Here is a 12,976-nt window from a genome sequence, read left to right on the forward strand (position 1 = left end):
CTGCCCCTCTGCCGTTCCAGCCATTTCGGGGATCCCCATGAAGATCGTCTACAACGAGCGCCACGCCCAGCATGCCGCGCAGAAGGAATTCTTCCGCGGCCAGCTGGTGGACGCCTTCGAGATCCCGGCCCGTGCGGACTATGTGCTGCAGGCCCTGCAGGCCAGTGATCTCGGGCCCTTCGTGCCGGTCGTGGACCACGGCCGTGCGCCCCTGGAGCGGGTGCATGCGCCGGCCTATCTGCGCTTCATCGAGGGCGCCCACGCCGAGTGGCAGGCCCTGGGCGGCGAGGGCGAGGCCTTCCCCGCCGTGTGGCCCGTGCGCAGCCTGCGCAGTGACGTCGAGCCCCGCAGCTTTGCCGCCCGCATGGGGCTTTATTCGATGGACAGCGGCTCCCCGCTGACCGCCGGCACCTGGGCCGCCGCCTACTGGGGCGCCCAGGCCAGCCTGACGGCGCTGGACCTGGTGCTGGCTGGCGAGCGCTCGGCCTACTGCCTGACCCGACCGCCCGGCCACCATGCCGGTGCTGACTTCTTCGGCGGCTACTGCTTCATCAACAACGCCGCTGTCACGGCGCAGGCCGCGCGCGACGCCGGCCGCCAGCGCGTCGCCATCCTCGACGTGGACTACCACCACGGCAACGGCACCCAGGCCATCTTCTACGAGCGCCCGGACGTCTTCTTCCTCAGCATCCACGGCGACCCGCAGACCGAATACCCCTTCTTCCTGGGCCATGCCGATGAGCGCGGCGCCGGGGCAGGGGAGGGCTTCAATGCCAACTACCCGCTGCCCGCGGGCGCCAGCAACGAGCAGTGGTTCGAGGCCTTCGAGAAGGCCCTGGTGCAGCTCAATGCCTATGCGCCGGAGCTGCTGATCGTCTCGCTGGGCGTGGATACCTACGGCGGCGACCCCATCTCGCATTTCCGGCTCGACGAGCCCGAGTTCCGCCGCATGGGCCAGAGCCTGGCCTCGCTGCAACTGCCCACGCTCTTCCTGCAGGAGGGCGGCTATGCCACCGCCGCCATCGGCCGCAATGTGCAGGCCGTGCTGGCGGGCTTTGCATCCACGGCCCAGGGCCAGCCCGGGGTCTGATCACCATGAGCAGCCTGCCGCGCGTGCACCTGCGCCCCACCATGCTCTCGGACCTGGACTTCGTCGTCTCGGTCGAGCAGGACGCGGCCAACCTGCCCTTCATCACGCCCTGGGAACGCACCCAGCACGAGGGCGCGATCCGCTTTCCGGACTCGCGCCACTTCATCGTGGAGTGGGGGCCCCAGGCCCAGGCCCAGGCCGCCGGCTTCATCATCCTGCAGGGCTGCCGCAACCCGCACCGCTCGGTGGAGCTCAAGCGCATGGTGCTGCAGCCAAAGGGCCAGGGCGTGGGCCGCGCCTGCCTGCGCCTGATCAAGCAACTGGCCTTCCAGCAGCTGCATGCCCACCGCTTCTGGCTTGACGTCAAGGGCCTGAACACCCGTGCCCAGGCGCTCTACCTCAGCGAGGGCTTCGTCGAGGAAGGCCGGCTGCGCGAGAGCGTGCGGGTGAGCATCGAAGGCGCCGATGGCTATGACAGCCTCATCGTGATGTCCATGCTGGACCGCGAGTACCAGGCCCGCCGCGCCATGAACGAGGAGTCCGCATGAGGGGGCTGCTGCTGGCGTTTCTGCTGTCCATGCTGGCCCCGGCCGCGCAGGCGGAGCTGTGGGCCTATGTGGACAAGGCCGGCGTCGCGCATTTCGCCGCCCAGCGCCTGGACGAGCGCTACCAGCCCGTCATGAGCCTGGGCGCCCGCCCGCAGCGCGTGCCCGGCAAGACCGACCACGGCCGCTCCCTGCTCACCTGGCTGGAGTTCGCCCCGGAAGTCAAGGCCGTCCAGCCCTATCTGCGCGAGGCCTCGCAGCAGACCGGCGTGGACATGGAGCTGCTCAAAGCCATGATTGCCGTGGAGAGCGGCTTCAAGGCCGATGCTGTCTCGCCTCGCGGTGCCACCGGCCTCATGCAGATCACCGCCATCGCCGCCGAGCACTACGCCACCGCCGCGGAGGCACGCCTGCCCGTCGAGCAGCGCCTGCGCGAGCCGCGCAGCAATGTGCTGATCGGCGCCCGCATGCTGGCCGACCTGATCAAGCGCTACGGCCGCCTCGACGCGGCCCTGGCGGCCTGGAACGCCGGTGAGACGGCGGTCCGCAAGGCCGGGGGGCGCATGCCTCCCATCGATGAAACCCAGGCCCATGTGCAGATGGTGCTGGAGCTCTACTGGGCGCTCTTGCAGCGCAGCCTGAGCCAGCAGCTGCAGGGCATGCAATTCCACAGTGCGCCGGTCTCCCAGCAGTAGGCCAGCAGTCAGCCCGCAGTCCAGGCGCCATTCCCCATGACCATGAACCAGAACTCCTTCGATTTCGACGATCCGCAATCGGCTCCCCAGCCCGCCCCGGCCGGCGGTGGCAGCGACGACGGCACCAGCCTGACCCTGGCCCACTACGCCGAGCGCGCCTATCTTGAGTACGCGCTCTCCGTGGTCAAGGGCCGCGCGCTGCCGGACGTGTGCGACGGCCAGAAGCCGGTGCAGCGCCGCATCCTGTACTCGATGGAGCGCATGGGTCTGTCCTTCACGACGGCCAGCGGCCCCAAGGCCGTCAAGAGCGCCCGCGTGGTCGGTGACGTGCTGGGCCGCTTCCATCCGCACGGGGACCAGGCCGCCTACGACGCCCTCGTGCGCATGGCCCAGGACTTCAGCCAGCGCTACCCCCTGATCGACGGCCAGGGCAACTTCGGCAGCCGCGACGGCGATGGCGCGGCCGCCATGCGCTACACGGAAGCCCGTCTGGCGCCCATCACCCGACTGCTGCTGGACGAGATCGACGAAGGCACGGTGGACTTCGTGCCCAACTACGACGGTTCCACCCAGGAGCCCCGCCAGCTGCCCGCGCGCCTGCCCTTCGTGCTGCTCAACGGTGCCTCCGGCATCGCCGTGGGCCTGGCCACCGAGGTGCCCAGCCACAATCTGCGCGAGGTGGCCGCGGCGGCCGTCGCGCTGCTGAAGAACGAGAAGCTCAGCGACGAAGAGCTGTTCAGCCATCTGCCCGGGCCCGACTACCCCGGTGGCGGCCAGCTGATCTCCTCGCCCGAGGACATCCAGGCTGCCTACCGCAGCGGCCGCGGCTCGCTGAAGCTGCGCGCGCGCTGGAAGATCGAGGACCTGGCCCGCGGCCAGTGGCAACTGGTGGTCACCGAGCTGCCGCATGGCACCTCCTCGCAGAAGGTGCTGGAGGAGATCGAGGAGCTGACCAACCCCAAGGTCAAGGCCGGCAAGAAGGCCCTCACCGCGGACCAGCAGCAGCTCAAGGCCTCCATCCTGGCCGTGCTGGACGGCGTGCGCGATGAATCCAGCAAGGACGCCCCGGTGCGCCTCGTGTTCGAGCCCAAGAGCCGGACCGTGGAGCAGCAGGAGCTCATCACCCAGCTGCTGGCCCACACCAGCCTGGAGAGCAGCGCCTCGATCAACATGACCATGATCGGCGCCGACGGCCGGCCCACGCAGAAGAGCCTGCGCCAGATCCTGACCGAGTGGCTGGGCTACCGCATGGCCACGGTCCAGCGCCGCACCCAGCACCGCCTGGACAAGGTGCTGGACCGCATCCACGTGCTGGAAGGCCGCCAGCTGGTGCTGCTGAACATCGACGAGGTGATCCGCATCATCCGCAACAGCGACGAGCCCAAGGCCGCGCTGATCGAGCGTTTCAAGCTGTCCGACCGCCAGGCCGAGGACATCCTGGAAATCCGCCTGCGCCAGCTGGCTCGCCTGGAAGCCATCAAGATCGAGCAGGAGCTCAAGGCCCTGCGCGAGGAGCAGAACAAGCTGCAGGACATCCTGGACAACCCCGGCGTGCTCAAGCGCACCGTGGTCAAGGAGATCGAGGGCGACGCCAAGACCTACGGCGACGAGCGCCGCACCCTGATCCAGGAAGAGAAGAAGGCCGTGGCCGAGATCAAGGTGGTGGACGAGCCGGTGACGGTGGTCGTCTCCATGAAGGGCTGGGTGCGTGCGCTCAAGGGGCATGAGGTCGACCCGGCCGCGCTGTCCTTCAAGTCGGGCGACCAGCTCTACGGCACCTTCCCCTGCCGCAGCGTGGACCCGCTGATCGTCTTCGGCAGCAATGGCCGCGTGTACTCGGTGCCGGTCTCTGCCCTGCCGGGCGGGCGCGGCGACGGCCAGCCCATCACCACCCTGATCGAGCTGGAGAGCGGCACGCAGATCGTCCACTACTGGGCGGCCGCCGCCGCGCAGCGCCTGGTGCTGGCCAACACGGGCGGCTTCGGCCTCATCGCCCAGGTGGGCGATCTCATCAGCCGCCAGAAGGCCGGCAAGACCTTCCTGAGCCTCGAAGGCGAGGAAAAGCCCCTGCCGCCCAGCCCCGTGCCCGGTGGCGAGGTGCTGGGCATGCAAGTGGCCTGCCTGTCGCTGAATGGCCGCCTGCTCACCTATGCGCTCGACGAACTCAAGCACCAGCCCAAGGGCGGCCGCGGCCTGACCCTCATGGAGCTGGAGGGCAAGGACCTGCTGCTGAGCGTGGCCGCCTTCACCCAGACCCTGCAGGTGCTGGGCTCCGGCCGCGGCGGCAAGCCCAAGGAGGAGCTGCTCAAGGGCGCGGGCCTGGCCGCCTACGCCGGCAAGCGCGCCCGCAAGGGCAAGCCGGTCGAGGGCCTGCAGAAGGTGGCCCGCGTGCTGGCCGGATGATCCCGCAGGCTGGACAGGGATAATCCGCGCGATGACCGATTCCCAGACCCGCGCCGCGGCCCCGCCCGAGCCGGACGCCGCGGCCGAGCGCTTTGATGACGCCAGCGAAGCCCCGCGCTTCGAGGACTACTTCCGCGAAGGCGCCGTCCCCGGTGAGGCCCTGCTGTGGTGGCAGCTGGAGCGCAATGAAGCACTGATCCAGGCCATGCGGGCCCTGTTCCACGGGCCCGCGGCCCTGGTGCGCCTGCGCCTGTGGGTCTTCATGGAGCTGATGGCGCTGCCCGAGTCCCGCCTGCCCCGCGACACCCTCAACCGCCATTTCCACGCCCTGCGCGACGAAGCCCTGGAGCTGGTGCTCAAGCGTCTGCGCGAGGCCCAGCTGCTGGCCTGGGACGGTTCCAACCAGCAGTACACCATCACGCCCCTGGCCCAGCAGCTGGTGGGCCTGCTCTCGCCGCTGACGGTGGCGGGCGAGCAGGACGCCGACCTCGCCGCGCTGCTGGCCAACGTGGCCGGCGCCCACCAGCTGGGCACGCTGGACCCGGCCCAGCTGCATCACCTGCAGGCCCAGCTGGCACGGCTGTACGACGAGTTCGCGGACGCCATCGCCAGCGGCTCCGAGTTCCACCTGCGCCGTGCGCGCCAGCGCTTCGAGCGGGCACTCGGCCTGGTGGAGCGGGCCAGCGAGGCGCTCTCGGCCATCATCGAGCAGGCCCAGGCCGACGACAACGCGCGCCTGGAACGCCTGGCCCGCGAGCTGGGCCTGGCCCAGGCCCGCTTGTTGGCCATGGCCAGCCAGTTCAACCGCGCCCTGCAGCAGGTGGACCGCCAGCGCGTGACCCTGGGCTCCACCGGCATCACCACGACCGATGTGCGGCGCTGGCTGCAGAACGTCCCCTTCCTCGAGAACCTCAGCCTGGGCGCGCTCTCGCGGCCCGTGCTGCCGGTGATGGTGGCCCAGCACGAGCTGCTGGACACCTGCGAGGCCGAGTTCGAGCGTGACCGTCCCAAGCCGCCCACGCCCGAGCCGCTGCCGGCCGGCCTTGTGGCCCCCGAAGGCCAGCTGGCGGTGATGAGCCTGCCGGAAGACCTGGCCGGCATGCAGACCCTGCTGGGGCTGTGGCAGGCCGAGGGCCGCGGCGCGCAAGACCTGACCCCCGCCGTGCTGGGCGGCAGCTACGCCCGCGCCGCCTACCGCGCCCAGCTCCTGCCGCTGCTGGGGGACCCGCAGGCCCAGCATCTGCAGGGCGCCACCGGCGACATGGCCCGCCAGCCCTGGCGCGTGCGCTGGTCCGCCGAGCAGGGCGAGGTCGAGGATGAATTCGTCAAGTGGATGAGCCGAGGCCATCTGCTGCCGGTGGACGAGGAGGGCCGGGTGGTCCTGCCTCCCGAGCTGCAGCCCGAGCCGCCGCCCACCGAACCCCACGCCGCCCCCAGCCCCGCATCCGAATCATGAGCAATACCCTGGACGACGCGGCCCACCTGGCTGCGCAACTGATCGCCCGCCGCTGGCTGCCCCGCAGCCATCCGCTGGTGCGCCGCGCCCTGATCGACACCGAGCTGTGGGCCGCGCTGAACGACCGCCTCGCGGCCGTCGGCCTGAAGCTGGTTGAGAACCTCTACGCCGACCACATCACCGTGGCCATGCTGCGCCCGGCCGAGGTGGCCGTCTTCGGTGAGACCGGCCTGGCCGCCAACAACAACCTGGACCTGCCGCGCGACGGCGTGGCCCTGCTGGTGGTGCTGTGGTCCCTGATCATCCTGCCCAAGCGCCAGCGCCAGATCGCCCGCACCGAGGCCCAGGCCGAAGGGCAGGGCGAGATGTTCGCCACGGACAAGCCGCTGCCGCTGGCGTCGAGCGTGTCGCCCACGTTGTCCTACCGCAGCCTTCTGGCCGATTTCGGCAACCAGCTGGGCAAGAAGATGCGCCTGGATGCCAACCTCAAGCTGCTGGAGCGCAACGGCTTCATCACCCGCCGCGGCGAGGACATCGCCGAGGGCCCGCTGCTGGACCTGCTGCTGGACTACGACGTGCTGGCCCCGCGCGTGCTGGACGGCTCTCTGGCCGATGTGCTGGCCCGCGCCAGCGACCCCCTGGCCGGCCCGGCGATCAACGCCATCATCGCCAAGCGCAACGAGCCCGAGCCCGAGCCCGAGGTGGCCGCCGCGGCTGAACAAGACATGAACGACGCCGCCCCGACGCAATCGGGCGACGCGCCGGAGACGCACTGATGTTTCACCTGCAATCGCTGGAACTGCTGCACTGGGACTACTGCCGCCGCGTCTCCATGCCGCTGGACGGCAACATCATCACCATCGCCGGCCCCAACGGCTCGGGCAAGACCACGCTGCTGGATGCCATGCGCACCCTGCTGGGCCTGGAATGCTCGGGCGGCCGCACCTACAAGACCTACGCCCGCCACGCCAATGCCGAAACCGCCTGGCTGCGCGCCCTGGTGGACAACCGCCCGCGCGGCCGCCAGAACAGCAGCCGGCCCTTCGCCAGCTCCCTGCTCTATGCCGACCAGGTGACGCTGGCCTGCCGCATCGAGCGCCATGGCGGGGACTGGCAGCGCCGCTACATCCTCGTCGACGGCGTCCATGAGATCGAGGCCCTGGCCGAGCGCGCTGAGAAGGACTGGCTGGGCATCGAGGCCTGGAAGAAGCGCCTGGAGGCTGCCGGCCTGACCCGCGCCATCGGCCGCGTGCTGGCCCTGGAGCAGGGGCAGACCGACCGCCTGTGCGAGCTGAGTCCCAAGGAGCTGCTGCGCCTCGTCTTCGAGGTCTTCGGCGACCAGGAGGTGCTGGACCGCTACGACCAGGCCCGCAGCCACCAGCAGCAGCTGAGCAAGGAAGTGGAGCTGGCCGCGCACGAGCTCTCGCACACGCAGGCCCAGCTCTCGGACCTGGCCAACCGCGTCAACAGCTACCAGCAGTACCAGCTGCGACTGAAGGAGCGCGAGCGCCTCGCGACTGAGGTGGTGCCCGTGCTGCAGTGGTCGGAAGGCCGCCTGCGCACGGCCCAGGCCCTGCGCGAGCTGCACCGCCAGCGCCTCTTCGCCTCCGGGGACCAGCGCAATATGGCCGCCAAGCGCGCCGAGCTGCATGCCCTTTTCGAGAAGCACGAGGCCGCCAAGCAGGAGCTGCTGGACCTGGAGCGCCAGCGCAAGGAGGCCCGCGCCGCCTTTGACGCCGCCCGCGAGGCCGAGCGCCCCGCCGAGCTGCTGGCCAAGCGCGAGGAGGAGCTCAAGGCCCTGTCCGCCGTGGAGGCCGATGCCAAGGAGCTGACGGCCCGCCTGGAGGAGCTGGGCAACCGCCAGCACGCGCTGCGCGAGAGCTACACCCGCACCAACGACCAGTCCCGCAAGGCCCAGGCCGCCATGGACGCGCTGCAGGGCCAGCGCCTGCCGCCGCCGCCACCCGAGGTCACGCGCTTTCGCAAGGCGCTGGACGAAGCCGGCATTGCTCACCACGTGCTGGCCGACTGCATCGACATCGCGGATGAGGCCTGGCGCGCCGCCGCCGAGGGCTTTCTGCGCCCCTCGCGCTGGGTGGTGGTGCTGGAGCGATCGGGCGACGAATCACGGGCTTTCGCCCTGGCCGCCCAGGAGCGCTACCGTCATTACGTGGTCGGTGACAGCGAGTCCGTGCCCTCCGTGGTCCCCAGGGACAGCCTGCTGTCCGCGCTCAAGGTCAGCGCCAAGCTGCCGGGCTGGCTGATCCGCCAGCTGGGCGGCATCCGCTGCGTCAAGGACACCGAGGCCGGCCGCGATGCCGGCGGCGAATGGATCACCCCCGATGCCTACTACCGCGACAGCCGCGGCGGCCGCAGCCTGTGGGTGGAGCCGCGCGAGTACCAGTTCGGCGTCTCCGCCCTGGATTCGCGCCGCCAGTCCCTGGAGCGCGAGCTGGCCCGCTACGACGGCGAGCTGACCCGCATCGCCAAGGAGCAGGCCGAGGTTGAGCGCCAGTTGAAGGATGCGCAGCGCGCGGCCCAGGGCCACAAGGCGGCGCTGGAGCTGTCCGAGCGCTCCGACGAGTTCGCCGAGTGCCGCGCCCGCATGCCGGCGCTGCGCCAGGCCCGCGTCGAGGCGGCCACGCGCATGGCCCAGCTGGACCAGGCGCACGACCGCGCCCTGGCCCAGGTCACGCGCAGCGAGCGCGACTACGAATCCGCCCAGGGCTCGCTCAAGGCCAGTGAGGAGAACGTGCTGCGCGTGCAGCGCGACCAGGAAGGCCGCCTGCGCGAGCTCAAGGCCGCGGCGAAGGCCTCGCGCGAGGCCCGTGCCAAGTTCCCGTCCAGCTGGACCCAGCCGGCCCGCGTGGCCGCGCTGCGCGACGAGTTCGAGAACGCCAAGCAGGCCGAGATCGCCATGCGCCATGTGCAGCAGGAGCTGGACACAGGCCTCAACGCCGGCACCTGGGAGACCGACCCCGCCGTGGCCGACCGCCACACCCGCATGCACCTCTCCGTGCTGGAGCAGACCACGCAGCTGGAGGACCGCCGCGCCAGCAACGAGATGGCCCGCATCGCCGCCTTCAACGCCCGCGAGCGCTATATCGACGTGCTGCGTGCCACCGTGCGCCGCTACAAGAAGAATGTGCAGGAGCTGGGCGAGCTGGCCGGCGTCATCGCCCAGGCCGAGCTGCCGCACCTGGACAACGACGACCTCGTGCTGGCCCAGGCCGGCCTGCATGTGCGCTTCAACTTCGACGGCAAGGGCGAGGTCGGCCTGAACGACGGTGAGGCCTCGGGCGGCCAGCAGGTGCTCAAGAGCCTGATCCTGCTGGTGGGCCTGATGAAGGACGACGACAGCCCCGGCGGCTTTGTCTTCATCGACGAGCCCTTTGCCCACCTGGACGTGCGCAACATCCAGCTGGTCGGCCACTTCCTGCGCTCCACGCGGGCCCAGTACCTGCTGACCACGCCCATCACGCACAACGTGGAGGTCTTCGAGCCCTCGGAGATCACGCTGGTGACCAGCAAGAAGCCGCGCGGCGAGCGCTGGGCGCCGCCCATCGCGGTGCTGGCGCGGCGGCCGGAGAAGTCGATCTACGACTGAGCATGAAGAAAGGGCGCCGCGGCGCCCTTTGTCTTGGCAAGTTCGGCCGATCAGTTGCGGGCGTGGGTCACGCGGTACTCCGCCACGCCCGGCAGCTCGGCCAGGCGGCTGGAGAAGCGGGTCAGCGTCTCGCCCCGGTAGTTGCGCTTGGCGGTGCACACGAAGCGCCATTCCTCATGCTTGCCCATGCGCTCGATGCTCAGCGAGCCCGGCGCGAAGCGGTAGCCCAACTGTTCGGTGAAGGCGGCCAACTCGGCCTGGTTGAAGTGCCGTCCGTCCGCGCCGCGCATCATCACCGAGATGGCCGGGTGCGAGGGCAGGGCGGCCTCCAGCTTGGCACCCCACATCATCAGACTCGCACACAGCAGCGTGAGCGAGATGGCGGCGAAGTAGAAGCCCATGCCCAGCAGAATGCCGATGGCCGAGGCCGCCCACAGCGAGGCGGCGGTGGTGAGGCCCGAGATGTTCATGCCCTCGCGCATGATCACGCCGGCGCACAGGAAGCCGATGCCCGTGACCACACCCTGGATCACGCGGGTCGGGTCCGCGATCAGCGGCGCGGCGCCGCCCGCCACATGGCCGCCGAACCACTGCTGCGGATAGGCCAGCAGGATCACCACACCCGTCGAGGCCATGCACACCAGCGCGTAGGTCCGCATGCCCGCGGCCCGGCCGTGGAAGGCCCGCTCGTAGCCGAGGATCAGCCCCAGCAGCATGGCGCCCATCAGATGCAGCAGCATCAGCACATTGGCTTGCCATTGCTCGGCGGTCCAGTAGCGCATCAGTTGGTCCAGGTCCAGCAGGCTCATGAGGTGATCTTGTCAGCGTGCAGGGCGCACCATGGCCCCACCATAGCCTTGCGCCGTGTGGCGAACAAGCCGAAGAGTGGCGAAATTGCCGCTTTGCTCACGCTTCAGAAGCTCCACTGCGGCTTGGCCACCATCAGCCAGAAGATCAGCGGCATGGCCGCGAAGGCCGGATAGCCCAGCGCCTCCCACCAGCGCGCGAAGCGCCAGTAGCGCTCGGGCAGTGGCTCGCCGTGGGCGAGGGCGGTCTCGGCCATGTCCCGCATGCGCAGCTGCAGCCAGACCACGGGCAGCCAGCAGCCGCCGGCCACCACGTACAGGATCAAGGCTGCCAGCAGCCAGGGCGTGTCCAGCGGCCAGCCTGCGAGGTGCGCCATCCAGAGTCCCGTGAGCGGCTGCAGGATCACCGTGGGCGTGGTGAACCAGGTGTCGGCCTTGACCACCATGCGGCACACAGCGGCCTGCGTCTCCAGCGAGCCGCTGCGGTTGGCAAAGAAGAGGTAGAAGGCCGAGCCGAAGCCCGTGCCGGCCAGCAGCACGCTGGAGATCACGTGCAGGGTCTTGAGGATCAGGTACTCATTCATGGCGCGGGGTCAGGTCTTGCAGGATCAGGAGCAGGGCGGCGACGGGCAGGTTCTTGCTCAGCGGGCCCAGGGGATGCAGCCACAGCGCGGGCTGCAGCACGGTGGCTACCAATGTCATCAGGCCGATCAGGGCCAGGCAGGCGCGGTAGACCCAGGGCCTGTCCCAACGCCACAGGGCCAGGCCCAGCAGGGCGTCTGCGGCGCTGCCGACGGCGATGGCCGCGCCATGCCAGGCCGGCGGCAGCAGCGTGCCGGTGAGCAACTCGCGCGAGATGCCCTGCCAGCCCAGCAGGCTGACCACGGCCGTGCCCAGCCACAGGGCGATGAGGCTGGCGCGGGCCAGGCGGCGGTGGCGCGGAGTCATGCGGCCGCTCCTTCGAGCACCGAGCGCGGCGTCCGGCCCAGCAGCGCCTGCAGCGGCGCGGCGTCCGCGATGTTGTCGGCACCCAGCAGGGCCAGGGTCTCGCTGCCCCAGGGCTGGCTGGGGCAGAGGTCGCCCATGCGGGCCGAAGCGGCACCCAGGGCGGCCGGCAGCACCAACAGTTGCGCCGGCCTGCGGCCCTGCGCCTGGCGCAGCGCCGCGATGAAGTCAGGCAGGGTGAAGCGCTCGGGGCCGACCAGGTCCAGCGTGGCCGGCAGGCTTTCGGGCACGGTCAGCAGGCGGGCGCAGGCAGCGGCCAGGTCCTCCACCCGGATGGGCTGGATGCGCGGCCTCACGGCCTGCGCCGGCCAGGGCAGCCAGGGCAGGCGGGCCAGGCGCTGGAAGAGCGCCGTGCTGGCGCCGCCCTCGCCGAAGACCACGCTGGGGCGCAGCACGCAGGCGTCCAGCCGGCCTTCGGCGCGCAGGGCCAGCAGCGCGGCCTCGGCCTGGCGCTTGCTCTGGGCATAGCGGGTGCGGCTGTCGGGCGGCATCAGGGCCGAGACCTGCAGCACGCGGCGCACGCCCGTGTTGGCGCAGGCACTGAAGAGGGCAGCCGGCACGGCATGGTGGATGGCGTCCATGGACTGCCCGGGCTGCTCGCGCAGCACGCCCACGGCATTGATCACGGCTTCGCAGTCGCTGACGCGGACATGCCAGGTCTCGGGGCGGGTGTCCTGTGCAAAGTCCATGGGGCAGGGCTCGACGCCCCCCGGCAGCCGACTCGCCGATGCCACACGGACACCCGCGCGCACGGTGAAGCCCGCCTCCCGCAAGGCCTGGACGATGTGCCGGCCGATGAAGCCCTGGGCCCCGCACACGAGCACGCGACGAAGCGGGGCGTTCATGCGCGGCCCTCCGGCGGCAGGCGGCAGCTGCCGTCGGTGCAGCGCGGCTGGGCCGCAGCCCGCTGTGCGGCACGACGGGCGGCACGCTCGAACAGGCCCTGGATCAGGCCCCGCGGCAGCCGGTAGCGGTTACGGACCACCCAGGGGTAGACGCGGTCCGCCAGCGGCCGGATGAGGGGATGCACCAGCAGCCGGCTGACCCAGGGCAGGCCGACGGCACGGTAGGCCGCCTCGAACAGGTCCACGGCGCGCAAGACCTGACCCTCGGCCCCGACACCATGGATGACGTTCATCAGCGCCGCGCGATCGGCCCCGGGCACGGGCGAGGCGAAGTCCGCCGGGCTGCAGTCAACGAAGCGCAGGCGCCCTTGCAGGTCGCGCAGCCGGAGGTTCTCAATCTCGGCGCTGCACAGCTGGCAGGAGCCGTCAAAGTAGATCGTCAGGGGGTAGAGCGGGGCTTCGGTGTGGTGGATGGTATTCATTTGTCTGATATTTCGGTAGTGACAGAAATTTGAAGACAAAAA

The 12,976-nt window shown here is 70.4% G+C and carries 12 protein-coding genes; 7 read left to right on the forward strand and 5 right to left on the reverse strand.

Annotated features, from left to right (window positions below):
• Positions 1 to 37 precede the first annotated feature (37 nt).
• From ACS5PK_RS07720 to ACS5PK_RS07750, 7 genes are read left to right on the forward strand one after another with little or no spacing between them, the layout of a single operon-like run.
• Positions 38 to 1,090: a histone deacetylase family protein gene (locus ACS5PK_RS07720; RefSeq protein WP_439439656.1), complete on the forward strand. Its 1,053-nt coding sequence runs from the start codon at positions 38 to 40 to the stop codon at positions 1,088 to 1,090.
• Between the two features lie 5 nt (positions 1,091 to 1,095).
• Complete coding sequence (locus tag ACS5PK_RS07725) at positions 1,096 to 1,638, forward strand: GNAT family N-acetyltransferase (protein WP_439439657.1); 543 nt, start codon at positions 1,096 to 1,098, stop codon at positions 1,636 to 1,638.
• Positions 1,635 to 2,330, forward strand: a complete 696-nt coding sequence (locus tag ACS5PK_RS07730; RefSeq protein WP_439439658.1) for a lytic transglycosylase domain-containing protein — start codon at positions 1,635 to 1,637, stop codon at positions 2,328 to 2,330. Before ACS5PK_RS07725 ends, ACS5PK_RS07730 begins: the two co-directional genes overlap by 4 nt.
• Positions 2,331 to 2,372: 42 nt before the next feature.
• Entirely contained in the window at positions 2,373 to 4,733 is a 2,361-nt protein-coding gene (gene parC / locus ACS5PK_RS07735) for a DNA topoisomerase IV subunit A (protein ID WP_439439995.1), read from the forward strand.
• Between the two features lie 31 nt (positions 4,734 to 4,764).
• The gene (locus ACS5PK_RS07740; protein ID WP_439439659.1) at positions 4,765 to 6,189 is read left to right on the forward strand and encodes a hypothetical protein; all 1,425 of its coding nucleotides are present in this window, start codon (positions 4,765 to 4,767) and stop codon (positions 6,187 to 6,189) included.
• Entirely contained in the window at positions 6,186 to 6,965 is a 780-nt protein-coding gene (locus tag ACS5PK_RS07745; RefSeq protein WP_439439660.1) for a hypothetical protein, read from the forward strand. The genes ACS5PK_RS07740 and ACS5PK_RS07745 overlap by 4 nt, the downstream gene beginning before the upstream one ends.
• Complete coding sequence (locus ACS5PK_RS07750) at positions 6,965 to 9,796, forward strand: ATP-binding protein (RefSeq protein ID WP_439439661.1); 2,832 nt, start codon at positions 6,965 to 6,967, stop codon at positions 9,794 to 9,796. The genes ACS5PK_RS07745 and ACS5PK_RS07750 overlap by 1 nt, the downstream gene beginning before the upstream one ends.
• Positions 9,797 to 9,846: 50 nt before the next feature.
• Here the strand turns inward: ACS5PK_RS07750 and ACS5PK_RS07755 are convergent, their stop codons facing one another.
• From ACS5PK_RS07755 to ACS5PK_RS07775, 5 genes are all read right to left on the reverse strand, one after another.
• The gene (locus ACS5PK_RS07755) at positions 9,847 to 10,605 is read right to left on the reverse strand and encodes an MgtC/SapB family protein (RefSeq protein WP_439439662.1); all 759 of its coding nucleotides are present in this window, start codon (positions 10,603 to 10,605) and stop codon (positions 9,847 to 9,849) included.
• A 104-nt stretch (positions 10,606 to 10,709) separates the two neighbouring features.
• Positions 10,710 to 11,186 carry a DUF2269 family protein gene (locus ACS5PK_RS07760; RefSeq protein ID WP_439439663.1) on the reverse strand — a complete coding sequence of 159 codons (477 nt, stop codon included), beginning with the start codon at positions 11,184 to 11,186 and terminating at the stop codon, positions 10,710 to 10,712.
• Positions 11,179 to 11,550 (reverse strand): DoxX-like family protein, encoded by a 372-nt coding sequence (locus ACS5PK_RS07765; RefSeq protein ID WP_439439664.1) that lies wholly within the window; start codon positions 11,548 to 11,550, stop codon positions 11,179 to 11,181. Before ACS5PK_RS07765 ends, ACS5PK_RS07760 begins: the two co-directional genes overlap by 8 nt.
• A complete protein-coding gene (locus tag ACS5PK_RS07770) occupies positions 11,547 to 12,452 on the reverse strand; it encodes an NAD-dependent epimerase/dehydratase family protein (RefSeq protein WP_439439665.1) in 906 nt (301 codons plus the stop codon). Before ACS5PK_RS07770 ends, ACS5PK_RS07765 begins: the two co-directional genes overlap by 4 nt.
• Positions 12,449 to 12,934 (reverse strand): thiol-disulfide oxidoreductase DCC family protein, encoded by a 486-nt coding sequence (locus ACS5PK_RS07775; protein ID WP_439439666.1) that lies wholly within the window; start codon positions 12,932 to 12,934, stop codon positions 12,449 to 12,451. Before ACS5PK_RS07775 ends, ACS5PK_RS07770 begins: the two co-directional genes overlap by 4 nt.
• Between the last annotated feature and the right edge of the window lie 42 nt (positions 12,935 to 12,976).

The sequence above is a fragment of the Roseateles sp. DB2 genome (assembly GCF_051857535.1).
In the GTDB taxonomy this organism is placed as follows: Bacteria; Pseudomonadota; Gammaproteobacteria; order Burkholderiales; family Burkholderiaceae_C; genus Roseateles_B.